A 13,320-nucleotide genomic window follows, 5' to 3' on the forward strand; every position below is an offset into this window, starting at 1 on the left:
GTTAATAAATCAATAGGCGGCACGGTATTTTCCCTCTTCTTTATCTTCGAGCATATTCAGATAAGAAGTGTAACGTGATTCGCTGATGTAATGTTGCTCTACGGCTTGCCGGACTGCGCAGCCGGGTTCGTGCCTGTGAGTACAGTTGTTGTATTTGCAGTCAGCAGAAAATTTGAATATTTCCGGGAAGTAATGTCCTATTTCTTCTTCTTCCATGTCGAAGGTTCCGAATCCTTTGATACCCGGAGTGTCGATGATATAACCTCCGTCTGCTACGGCAAACATTTCGGAGAAAGTAGTAGTATGCATTCCCTTATTGTGATACGCAGATATTTCAGCGGTCTTTACTTCCTGTTCCGGAAGTATGGCATTGATCAGAGTTGATTTCCCCACTCCCGAATGCCCGGAAAATAGAGTAATCCGTCCTTTCAGCTCTTCTTTGATGGTATCAATCCCTTCTCCCTTTTTAGCTGAGATTTTGAAACAGGGGTAACCGATATTTGTATAGAGGTTGATGAGGCTGTCCAGATAATGCAGTTCATCTTCATTGTAAGCGTCTACTTTATTGAATATCAGCTTTACCGGTACACGATAGGCTTCTGCCGAGGCAAGAAAACGGTCGATGAAGATTGTGGATGTTTCGGGGTAATTCACCGTCACCACTAACATACACTGGTCGAGATTGGCAGCAAGGATGTGAGATTGTTTAGAAAGATTGGAGGAACGGCGAACGATGTAGTTCTTTCTGTCTTCTATTTCGCTGATAAAAGCAGTACCCTCCTGATTTAGTATGATTTGAACACGATCGCCCACAGCAACAGGATTGGTGCTACGTATTCCTTTCAGACGGAAATTTCCCTTTATCTTGCATTCGATAAACTGCCCGTCATCAGTTTTTACCTGATACCAGCTCCCTGTATTCTTTATTACCAGTCCTCTCATCATTCTTTAGTAGTCAAGTAGTGAGTAGTCAAGTAGTTAAGTAGGATACAAACAGAAACATCTGCTACTTACTACTTAACTACTTGATTACTTAACTACTAATTTACACTGTCATAATTTCTTTGTCCTTTTCAGCCAGCATATCATCAATCTGCTTGATATACTTATCATGGATTTTCTGCAGTTTGGCTTCTGCATTCTTCTGTTCATCCTCTGCAAGACCTTCTTTCAGGGCTTTCTTCAGTGTGTCAATACCGTCACGGCGGGCATTACGTACGCTTACTTTGGCTGTCTCACCTTCAGCTTTACACTGCTTTGCCAGTTGCTTACGACGTTCCTCTGTCAAAGGAGGGATACCGATACGGATGATCTCACCATTGTTCTCGGGCATAATGCCTAAATCAGAGTCAATAATTGCTTTTTCAATGATACGGAACATACCTTTATCCCACGGTTTGATAGTAATGCTACGTGCATCCGGAGTGGTTACGGCAGCTACATTACTAATAGGTACCATGCTTCCATAAGAATCTACACGGATTCCATCCAGCAATCTGGTACTTGCTTTACCGGCGCGGATGTGAGCCAGTGCCTCTTCCAGGTACATAATGGCCATATCCATTTTCTCTTGTGAATCGTTGATACAAGTCTTTACGTCTATCATATTCTTTTGCTTTATATAGTTTACTATTTACTGAATGAAGAACAAAAGTAGATTATTTTTTGCTTATCTGCAACAATAATGGAAAGAGAAAGCAGGCTGTTAGTTATAAATAATGAAAAAGGCAGAAAAATCAGCCTTGTTTGATCGGTAACTGGTTGGTGTTTATACCCAGGCTATTTCGTAGCTTTTTGTAGTACAACAATATATGGATGTACCAGGTTGTACCATAGCTTCTTGTTCATCTTTATATAAGACTTCTCTTTCAATAACATCCGCATGTTGTTATATAAAACATGGGGATGTTTTTATGTACAACATCCCCATGTTCTTTAGGAAAACATCCGGATGTTTTAAGTGCACGATACGGGATTTATATCTATTAGGTAATATAGATATAGATTCCCCAAAGTATACGAAATGAGTGGATATAAGTTTGTTTGTTTCTTACCAAAGAATATATAATTAAGACATAGGTTGTCAATAAAGTATGTTGGATAATCGAAATAGTTAAGCTGAAGTGTCCTATCATCTCGTTGAAAATGATGGAATGTAATTAAATGATTTTTTTCTTTTTCTTTAGTAAGTTTATTAAATGGATTGTATTATATAAAACGTTTAAATTATTAATATGTAATTTGATAAAGAATTATAGATTACACACAAACTATTTTCTATACCGAAGTTTGATATTGAGATAATTCTAGGAATTGTTAACGTTAAAAGAATATGAAATGAAAAAAATTACAAAGGGCAAGAGCCGAATCTTGCTATTATTCCTTTTTCTTCTGGCTCCAACAGTGTTGAGCGCTTCTGCACAAGATGTATTATTGAATTTAGACTTTACAAATGCTTCATTGAGTAAGGTTTTAACTGAAATCGGGCATCAAGCCTCTCTTTCTGTTGTCTATAATACAAAAGATGTAAATCCTGATCAGATGGTCACAATCAGAGCTTCTCATGAAAAGCTATCAGTTGTGATGACACGTTTATTAAAGAATTCAGGTGCCTCTTATTCTATTCGTGACAAGTATTTAGTACTATTTACAAATAAAGGGGAAACTGTAAATACTGTAACGCAGAACAAACGTGTTATCAAAGGACATATCTCCGATACACACGGAGAACCACTAATTGGTGTAAGTGTCTTGATTAAAGGTACCGCTAACGGGACTATTACCGACATAAACGGAGATTATTCTATTGAAGTGGCTAATAACAGTGCTGTATTAGAAATCTCCTATATCGGTTATCGGAAAATAAGTCTTCCTGTTGCCAATACTAAATCTTTCGATATCGTAATGGAAGAAGATACCCAAATGCTAAATGAGGTGGTAGTTACTGCTATGGGAATTGAACGTGCTGCTAAATCACTGACATATGCAACTCAAAAGGTAGACGGTAAAGAGTTGACACGCGCAAAAGATGCAAATTTTATAAATGCACTGCAAGGTAAAACAGCAGGATTGGTGATCACTCCTAATTCAACAGGAGCGGGTGGTTCATCTAAAATTCTATTACGTGGTAATGCTTCTATTTTAGGAACCAATTCTCCATTGATTGTATTAGATGGTATTCCTATGGCCGACCATAATCAAGGACAGATTGAGGGCAATATTGCTTATGGTGGCGGACATGACGGTGGTGATGGTTTATCTAATATCAACCCGGATGATATCCAGAGTATTAATGTTTTAAAAGGAGCAAATGCTGCAGCCTTGTATGGTAGCCGTGCCGCAAATGGTGTACTACTGATTACAACTAAAAAAGGCTATGAAGGAAAAGTATCTGTTGATGTATCCAGTAGTTCTTTGTTTGAGACTCCTTTGGTTACTCCGGAATTTCAGGATAATTATGGAGCAGGAGTCGAATATTTCACAAATGGTTATTTTGCGAACGGCAGTCAGATAATAAATCCAACTTATTCAAGACGATTAACTACCACCTCTTGGGGAGGGGCTATAGGTCGCCTTTCTGATCGAACTTTAGAAGATATTCCTTATGCACGCAACAGTGCGCAAAGCAATATTGGGAATTTCCTGAAGACGGGAACGAATTTTAATAATACAATTTCAATAACGGGAGGAAATGCAATTTCCCAAAGTTACTTTTCTTATGGAAATACACAAGCTAAAGGAATGATGCCTAATAATACTTTTTCCAGACACATCTTTTCTTTTAGAAATAATTTTAAATTATTTAAAGACAAATTGGAACTTAGCTTTTCTGCAAATTACGTAAAACAGGAATCCAAGAATAAACCTTCTTCGGGATACTTTGGTAATCCATTGTATAATTTGTATTTGATGCCACGTAATGCGGATATTCGCTATTTTAAAGATAATCAAGAAACCTATGGAGCATTATATGCATTAAACTCAGAAAATTGGTATACAAACTCAACAGGGACAAAAACTCCTCGTAAAACGGGAGAAGGTCCTATCCAGGTATGGCCTTGGCAAACGGAAGAAAACGGTAACTCTCCATATTGGACTGCTAATCGTATCATTAACACAGCATATCTGGATCGTTTTTATACTTCTATTTCTGCAAAAGTGAATATCATGGAGGGGTTGTCTGCACAGGCTCGTATGAATTATGATGTGAATAATGTCCGTAATGAAGGGGAGACATATCACGGTACGAGAGGTAAAAACTTCTATAATTCAGTTTATTATACAGATAGACAGACTGATACACAGATATTTATTGACGGGTTAATCTCATATGCGAAAAGTACAAAAGACTTTGATCTGTCTGTAAATGTTGGTGGAAGTATGCAGGAAATCAACAATCGGAAGTTGTCCTTATATTATACGATGGGAGATACAACAGCTATTCCGAATGTTTACGATCCTCAAAATATCAAGAACCCATCTCTATATAAGAACGAATTGAATAAATCTAAAAATTGGGAGCATTCTGTATATGCAACGGCTTCTGTTGGTTATAAACAGATGGCCTATGTTGATTTTAGTGTTCGTAATGACTGGTCGCAAGCATTTCAGCAGTTTGTACCTTATGGTACATCGCCGAGTTATGCTTATTATGCGCTGGGTGGAAACGTCCTGTTAAATGACGTTTTTAAGTTTACGAGTGATAAGGTGAATTTATTAAAGGTTCGTCTATCATACAGTCAGGTCGGTAATTCTATTCCAAATGTTTTATTTGATGAGCTACCTTATGACTTTAATACAGGAGGATATGGGGCGAAAAAGTTTACACGATTTGAGGATCCAAGACCAGAAACCGTGACATCTACAGAGTTGGGATTCGAAGGACGTTTTTTCAATAATGCATGGGACTGGGATCTGACTCTCTATAATAGTATTATGCACAATCAATATTTAACAGTGTCATCGGCAACGGCAGGTTCAAGACCGATAAATAGCGGACGTGTTCGTAATCGTGGCTTTGAATTTACTACTAATTACTATTGGATGATAAACCAGGACTGGTCCTGGAAAACAGGTTTTAATATTTCATATAATGATAATGAGATCTTACAAACTTATGGTAATGATAAGGATATTACGATTGACTTAGGACAGGAATCCGGTCTTAAGATTATTTATCGGAAGGGTCGTCCATATGGTGATTTATATGCTAATACCATAAAACGTGATCAGAATGGTAAGATCATAACTGACCGATATGGCGCTCCTGTGATTACTAATGATTGTAGTACCTATATTGGGAATGCAAACTCTAAAGTAAATTTTGGATGGAACAATACTTTCAATTATAAGGACTTCTCACTTTATTTCTTGATTGATGGTAAGGTCGGTGGCAAGATCGTGTCTTTAACAGAGGCCAAACTTGATTACTACGGGGTCTCTAAGCGATCTGGTGATGCTCGTGACCGGGGAATTGTATATATGAAAGAATCTATTGTTGATGGTAATATTGTACAACAATCCGTTCCTGGTATAATTATGGGTGATGGTCAAATAGCATCAGCACAAGATTATTATCAAACAATAGGTGGTGGACTGGCTGCATTATCCGAGTATACTTATGATGCAACTAACTTACGTCTGCGTGAACTTTCAATGGGATATACATTCCGTAGTCTGTTTGGTAATGGTAAAAATCTGTCTGTCTCTGTTGTAGGGCGTAATTTATTTTTCATTTATAAAAAATCACCAGTTGATCCGGATGTATCTGTTTCTACAAGTAACGGATTTGGTGGAATTGACTGTTTCAGTCTGCCTACAACACGGAGCTTCGGTATTAATTTAAAGGCTTCATTTTAATAAATAAAGATATGAAATATTTAAATAAGATAATATTATTTTCAGTAATATCCGGTTGGGTATTAACAGGATGTTATGATGGTGTAGTTGACAACTTGAAGTCTAATTCTACGATGGAGCATGCTACGGATTCGGTCTCAAGTATTTCCACCGCTGCCGGGTTACTTATTACTGCTCAAGAGCTTCTGATTGATAAACGTGAACACAAGTACCAATATCAATTTAACCTGCATATGGATAATTATTGTGGGTATATGTGCTTGCCGCATAATTTTCAGGGTCGTATCAAATCTACTTATGTAATAAATGACGATTTTGCTTCTGGCCCTAAAGCAAACATGACTTGGGTTGCTCAACAAGTAGTACCTGTAATGGCTTCTGCAAAAACGTTGAAAGCTGAACCTCTTGGTGCAATAGCCAATATTCTATATTCCTACGAAGCCCATTTGTATTCAGGAGTGCATGGTCCTTTTCCATACAATGATTATAAAGTATTAAAAGAAGAGCATCCTTTGACATACAATTCGGTTGAAGACATTTACGACTCCATTTTCTTGGACTTGCAACGCGATATTGACATTTTGTTTGAGTACAAAAAGAATCCTGATGCTGAATTGGATAGAACGATTTCATCCATGGATAAAATTGCGGGTGGTAAAGTAGATAACTGGATAAAGTTTGCAAACTCCTTGCGCTTACGGATGGCTATGAATATGGTAAAAGCAGCTCCGGATAAGGCTCAAAGAATAGCAGAAGAAGCTATTAAATCAGGTGTTTTGGAAGCTTCGGATAATGATATAGCGCTTGATGTATATAAACTGTATTTGGACAGACATCCTTTATTTAAGATATCCAGTAACTGGGTAGATAGTCGTTTGAACGCGAATTTGCATAATATATTAAAGCGTACAGGACATCCGATGTTAGAAGAGTTTTTTTCAAAAAACTCAGCTGATATCTATGATATATCCGGACGTAAAGTATTAGATACAAATTCTGATTATTTATCTATGAGAAACGGATCCTTAACCGAAGACCCGAATACATCTCCTACTTACTTGTCTTTTTCTAAACTCTCTACCAACTTCTCTCAAAAGCCATTGGAAATATTTAAAGTTTCCGAAGTGTACTTTTTGCGTGCTGAAGGTGCATTGAGGGGTTGGGCAATGGGAGGTACTCCTGAACACTTCTATAACGAAGGTGTCAGAACCAGTTTTAAAGAATTTGGATTTAGTGATAAATACGATCAATACATCGTTTCAGAGAGTGTAATATCAGCAGATTACAGAGATTATTACGATTTGCGGAACAATGCAGAAGGAGTTATGAATGTTTGCAATAAATGGAGTAACAACGACTCCAAAGAGGTCATGCTTGAAAAGATCATCACTCAAAAATGGATCGCTCTTTTCCCGATGTCGGCTGTTGCATGGGCTGATATGAGACGTACGGGGTATCCCCATATGATTGCACCGGTGAAAGGTTCGTTCGCTGATGGTGATGGAAGTATTGACCCTTTGGTTGGGATACGCCGTATTCCCTATGCAGTGGGAGGAGATAATGAAAATAAAGCGGACATTGAAACCTCTGCTATACCGGTATTAAATGGTCCTGATCAACAATCAACCCGTTTATGGTGGGATACAGATATTGCTAATTTTTAATTAATATAATTATGAAAAAATATATTGTTATAGTAAGTGTGATTGTAAGTATATTTTTGTTTTCGTGTAATGACAATACAGAAGTATCTTATTCAGCGGCTAATTTAGTTTCAGATTTTAAAGTAGAGAAAAGTGAAGTGGTTATTGGCCAGGAAGTCGCATTTAAGGTTTATCTCCCCGGTATCCAGCCAGTTGACAAAATCCTGCTACGTAAAGATGGCGTAAATATGTATATGAATTGGAGCTATCCGGAAATATTGGATGTTGCCGAGGGTGAGTTAAATTATGATCCTGAACATGTATTTATAACAACATCCCGTACGGATGAATGGAGTGTAGGCGAATGGGATCTAATTGTACGTCGTGATAAAGAAGAAGAAAATGTAGGGAAAATCAACTGTGTATTATTAGCAGATAAGGAAATTGATGTAGATACCTATGCAGATCTTCTGAATATTAAGGCAAGCGGTTGGTCGGGACAATCTGTCGATTCGCTGGTTTTTGTATCACAAGACTTCCGGCAGGTGAAAGTGGCGACTGGTGCTGATGATGAAAAATTGCCTGCAGTCATTCAGAATTTACAGATACAACTACCTAAGGATTTCCTATCGGATGGAACCTGGAAACTTTTTATTGAACGCTGGGAGTTTGGTTTAAAGGAAGAACTTACAACTTTTGAATTTATTAAAAAAGGATTTCTGGATGATGCCCCTATTACAGCCGATGCTGATGGTAAATACAAAGTGTTTTTCAAGTTAGATCAAGTGAAGGAGAAGGAAGATAAAATTTCAATTATTTCTCCTATTACCACCAAAAAGGAAACACGTACATTAAGTAACGAGTTTTTTGATCCGGATACACACATTTATACACTGGTACTGGATGAGGCTAAAACTCCTGCAAATGAAGGTAAATGGAGATTTACGATGAGACGTTCGGGGATTTATGTATTTCAGGCTATTGAAAAAGAGCTGACAAAAGCTATTAAATAAATTATTAACCATTAAAAAATGATGCAATGAAAAAAAAGGTACTTTTTGCAAGTATTTTAGCTTCTTTATTTATAGAAGCTAATGCGCAGACTGCTCCAGCCTATACACTGGACTATGCGGTGGATATGGGTGCAAGTTGGAGTGAAATGCTTGATACATGGGAGCCAGGAAAACCTTTCAGTGATAAGTCGGGATATATTGATGAAAACTTTTTTGTTTCACGTGTACGTCCTAAGGCTCGTATAAAGAATGACAAGACTCAGGTTGTCCCCACAAGAGGTGACGAACGCAAGGTTTTATGGTGGTGTCCTGTTGGGGAGAACTCTAAAGTATGGGGGCCGTTGCCGCGTTACAATTTTAATGCTGATAATTTCAGTATGTGGCAATATCTGGATTATCATGGTAACTGGTCCAATGGTTGGATTCGTGTTCCGGGAGTATTCAATGACGTTGCTCATAAAAATGGGGTAATGACGGGTTGTTTAATATTCTTTGAGGGTTCTGTAAGTCCGGAATTACAAAAACTGGTTAAGAAGGAGGGGAGTGAATTTAAGTATGCCAAGAAATTCGTTCAGATATTGAAATTCTATGGACTCGATGGAGTAGGTGTTAATCCTGAAGGAGGTCTGGGACAACCTTTGGCTGATAATTTGAAAGGCTTTTTTGCAGCCTGTCATGATGCTGCTACAGAAATAGACTGGCATTTTAAAGTGATTTGGTATGAATCTCAGACAAATGACGGATATGTGTCCTGGACAGACCAATTAAGTGACAGAAACGATGAGTGGTTCTCAAAAGATGGGAAGGCTGTTACAGATGCTTACTTCTTGAACTACAACTGGAATCCGAATAAATTGGCTACCTCTTTGGCTACAGCTCAAAAACTGCAACGCAATACTTATGATGTATATGCGGGTATGGATATTCAAGGACGAGGTTTGCATAACAATGCAGGTGCAGATGGAAACTGGGTACTACTGAAAGATCAGCCATTCTCTATCGGGTTATGGGGTGCTCATGATGATAATGTAATCCATCAGGCCTCTACAGAAAACGGAACCTCAGATTTAGCTATCCAGAATTTATATCAGGAAAAACTTGAGATGTTCTTCTCCGGAGGCAAACGTAATCCTGCTATTTGTCCGAATATAAACAATGAACGCCGTGGCTTTGGCAAAGCCGACCTGGAAGGTTTCCATGGTATCGCAGCGTTTGTAAATGCTCAGAGTACGTTGAATACTCTTCCGTTTGTGACTCGTTTCAACTTAGGTAATGGTACTTTCTTTAAGAATGAAGGTGTGACAACATTCGGTAATAAATGGTATAATATCGGTATGCAAGACTTCTTGCCGACATGGAGATGGTGGATCACTAATTCGTGGACTGAAGCTACTTCGGTTCCTGCAGATGCTATTAATCTGAATTTCACATTTGACGATGCATGGTATGGTGGTTCTGCATTGAAAATCCATGGTGCTACGGCAAATTCTAAAGTTCGTCTTTTCAAAACGGAATTGGATGTCACCGATGGTTGTGAAGTCAGTGTAACTTATAAAATGGTAAATGGCGGTACAAGTCCTAAATTAGCACTTTGTTTCTCTAAAACGGGTAGTGAAAATAATTTTGTTTCCTATTCATTACCGGACGTAGCGAAAGTTGGTGAGTGGTTTACTGCCAAAGTTAAGCTTAGCGAAGTAGGTGTGAATGCGGGTGATAAGATTGCATGTATTGCATTGGACATACAGAATACTACTCCTAGTTATGAATTATTGTTGGGTGAAATGTCTATTATTGATCCAGCTCTGACAATGACACCTGCTGATATTACCATTACTCATGCAGAAGTATTGGGCGGACATTTCAATTCAAGTGATGTGAAAGTTATTTGGCGTTGTGGTGATAAGGATATCAATGAAGCTGAAGGTACTCCAGTTTACAATGATGATGTAAATGCTTGGTATTACGAAGTTTATGTACGCGAGAATGAAAGTTCAGAACCTATTTTGTGTACTGCAACTACTTCATGGGCTGCTTATATTGTTGGTGCTCCGTCTGCTCTTGAAGACAAAACGGTACAAGTTGGTATCTGTGCAGTCAATCCGGCAGGAGAACGTAGTGCTATCGTTTGGTCCGAAAAGATGGAACGTGTAGTAGATCCTATTGAGACAATCACTATAGATAAAGAGATTATAAAACCAGGTCAGGAATTTACAGTTAAATTCTATGATGTAACTCATGCTCCTGCTACATTCAAATTGAAGAAAGCTACGGATGCAACCGATGCCGGTACATTTGCTGATGTTACAGAGTTTACTACTTCTTTGAATGAAGTTGGTTTCTATGATATGGAAGTTACGATTGGTGGTGTAGCAACTATGTATCGCGGTTTCGTTCAGGTTACCCCTGAGGAAACAGGGGGTATCAATGAATTGACCGGTTTGAACGTTGATAAGAAGGTTGCTGCCGTAAATGAAGATGTAACTTTCAGTTACGAAGGTGTAAAACGTGACGGTACCGTTTCAAGAGGTCTTCATTTGACAGATGTGCAATCATTTACTCTTCCGATAGAACTCTGTAATAAGACCCCGTTTACGATTGCTTTTTGGATGAAAATAGATGAAAACGTACAACCCGCTTCTGAAGGAACAGCTTTGTATAGCCAACGCAACTATGCAGATGGTTGGCCTAAAAATGCTTGGGGAGATGTATGGGTAGACATTGCTCCCGAAAATTATATATGGGTTCGTCTGCTTGGGAATGCAGGTAATAAAGGAACTATAGCAGAAGACTATAAAGTAATTCCTAATAAATGGGCACATATTGCATTCAGTGTTAATGGGAATACAACTAAAATGTATTTTAATGGTAAATTAGTAGATCAATACACAGGCCCACACTCTTATGAGGGAAAGGGTACTCCTCGTTTCGGAGGTAGTGCTGCAAGCCGTAGTGGATTTGTTGGTTCTTTAGATGAAATCCAGTTCTATAATCGTGCTGTTACAGACGATGAAGTAGTAGCTGCAATGAATGGTTTTGATCCTGATATTGATGAATTACCGGCTGGTTTAGTGGGCTATTTCAATTTTGAAACGGATCCTGACGAAGAAGGCTATTTTGAAAACTTTGGTTCCGAAGGTACTTATAAAGGTGCTGTGACTACTGTAAAAACGATCGAAAAAGTCGACAACGATGTTCCTGTTACCGCTCCTCAAATGTCTACAGGAGTTCCTTTCAGAACTGGTGTAATGGAGATAACCTCTGCTACTACATGGAATTTGAATGGTGCTACAATGAAAGAGCAAAATGACGAAGCCGGTACAGCTAAGGTTTCTTATGCTACAGATGGTACTTATGATGCACAGGTTACATTGGAAAATGTATATGGAAAAGTAACAACGGCTGTTTCTGATTGTGTGGTTATTGGTACTGGCGGGTCAGGTATAGAAGAGACCGGAACCGTACAACTTAGAATGTATCCGAATCCATTTAAAGACGTAATTAATCTGGTTTTTGCAGAAAGCGGAAATTATGTTGTATATGTTTATACGAGCGCAGGGCAACTTGTGAAAACATTAGGTGTTGATGCTGTTATGGGTGATATAAAACAACTTTCCGTAGGTGAACAAGGTATGTATTACGTACGAGTAACCAAAGGCGGTAAAGATGTGAAGTCATTCAAGGTAGTTAAAGAATAAACATCTTCAAGAAGAAGTTATATACATGTTTGTATAAGTAAAGAATAAGAGGATGTGTCCAATTTCCGGATACATCCTCTTTTCTATCTTGTTTATACATATATTGTCAATTGTGTACCACCGTGCCAATTTCTTCTCCGTTGATTACTTTTTTCAGATTTCCTGCTGTATCCATATCGAATACTACAATCGGGAGATTATTTTCCTTGCACATGCAAGTAGCCGTAAGGTCCATCACCTTCAAACCGCGTTTCAACACTTCATCATAAGTGATATCATCGAATTTTGTAGCAGTAGGATCTTTTTCCGGATCAGCGGTGTATATCCCGTCTACACGGGTACCTTTCAACATTACGTCGGCTTCTATTTCGATGCCGCGCAGAGAAGAACCGGTATCGGTTGTGAAGAACGGATTTCCTGTTCCGGCAGACATGATAACGATTTCACCGGCTTCCATATATTCAATCGCCTTCCACTTGCTATAGAATTCGCCGATAGGCTCCATGCGGATAGCTGTCAGTACGCGGGCCTTTTCACCGGCGGCAACGAGGGCTGAGCTAAGGGCAAGGCTATTCATAACTGTTGCCAGCATACCCATTTGATCGCCTTTTACACGGTCGAAACCTTTGCCGGCTCCTGTGAGCCCACGGAAGAAGTTTCCACCACCTATGACGATGCCTATTTGTACACCTTGTTCATGAATTTCTTTTATCTGTGCTGCATATTCGGCGAGTCTTTTCTCGTCGATTCCACTCTTTTTTTCTCCCATCAGGCTCTCACCACTGAGCTTCAACAGGATTCTTTTGTATTTTGCCATATTGTTCTTATAATTAGTTTGCGCAAATATACATGATTATTTTGCCATAATCATGCAGATTAGTATACTATTTGATTCGGATCTGAATAGACATGAGTACTTCCCGCACGGGGAGGTACACTAAGCGATGATTTATTGAAACGCAGATGAACGCAGATTTTCGCAAAGAGAAACAAATAGATAATAAAGATCCACAGTCTTTTAATCTGCGTTTATCCTTTAGATTTGCATCATAATAAATAGAGGTTGAAATATTATCTTTGTAGTTAAAACAAGTTAACCAAGGAAAGCAG

Annotated in this window: 7 protein-coding genes; 4 read left to right on the top strand and 3 right to left on the bottom strand. The window is 38.5% G+C overall.

What is annotated here, in order from left to right; genetic code table 11:
- Positions 1–9: 9 nt before the first annotated feature.
- The gene (gene rsgA, locus QX565_RS08420; protein WP_221650910.1) at positions 10–942 is read right to left on the bottom strand and encodes a ribosome small subunit-dependent GTPase A; all 933 of its coding nucleotides are present in this window, start codon (positions 940–942) and stop codon (positions 10–12) included.
- Positions 943–1,045: 103 nt separating this feature from the next.
- Positions 1,046–1,606 (bottom strand): ribosome recycling factor, encoded by a 561-nt coding sequence (gene frr, locus QX565_RS08425; protein ID WP_002559226.1) that lies wholly within the window; start codon positions 1,604–1,606, stop codon positions 1,046–1,048.
- A gap of 731 nt (positions 1,607–2,337) precedes the next feature.
- Between frr and QX565_RS08430 the strand changes: the two genes are divergently transcribed.
- The 4 genes from QX565_RS08430 to QX565_RS08445 are packed head-to-tail and all read left to right on the top strand — an operon-like array spanning position 2,338 to position 12,210.
- Positions 2,338–5,859 (top strand): SusC/RagA family TonB-linked outer membrane protein, encoded by a 3,522-nt coding sequence (locus tag QX565_RS08430; protein ID WP_289292450.1) that lies wholly within the window; start codon positions 2,338–2,340, stop codon positions 5,857–5,859.
- Positions 5,860–5,870: 11 nt separating this feature from the next.
- Positions 5,871–7,523 carry a SusD/RagB family nutrient-binding outer membrane lipoprotein gene (locus tag QX565_RS08435; protein WP_289292451.1) on the top strand — a complete coding sequence of 551 codons (1,653 nt, stop codon included), beginning with the start codon at positions 5,871–5,873 and terminating at the stop codon, positions 7,521–7,523.
- Positions 7,524–7,534: 11 nt separating this feature from the next.
- Positions 7,535–8,515 (top strand): hypothetical protein, encoded by a 981-nt coding sequence (locus QX565_RS08440; protein ID WP_289292453.1) that lies wholly within the window; start codon positions 7,535–7,537, stop codon positions 8,513–8,515.
- 26 nt (positions 8,516–8,541) lie between these two features.
- A complete protein-coding gene (locus QX565_RS08445; RefSeq protein WP_289292455.1) occupies positions 8,542–12,210 on the top strand; it encodes an endo-beta-N-acetylglucosaminidase in 3,669 nt (1,222 codons plus the stop codon).
- 106 nt (positions 12,211–12,316) lie between these two features.
- On the opposite strand, the gene pyrH is transcribed toward QX565_RS08445, so the two are convergent.
- Complete coding sequence (gene pyrH, locus QX565_RS08450) at positions 12,317–13,027, bottom strand: UMP kinase (protein ID WP_002559227.1); 711 nt, start codon at positions 13,025–13,027, stop codon at positions 12,317–12,319.
- Positions 13,028–13,320: the final 293 nt, after the last annotated feature.

It is taken from the genome of Bacteroides sp. 41_26 (genome assembly GCF_949740115.1).
Classification (GTDB): Bacteria; Bacteroidota; Bacteroidia; order Bacteroidales; family Bacteroidaceae; genus Bacteroides; species Bacteroides nordii.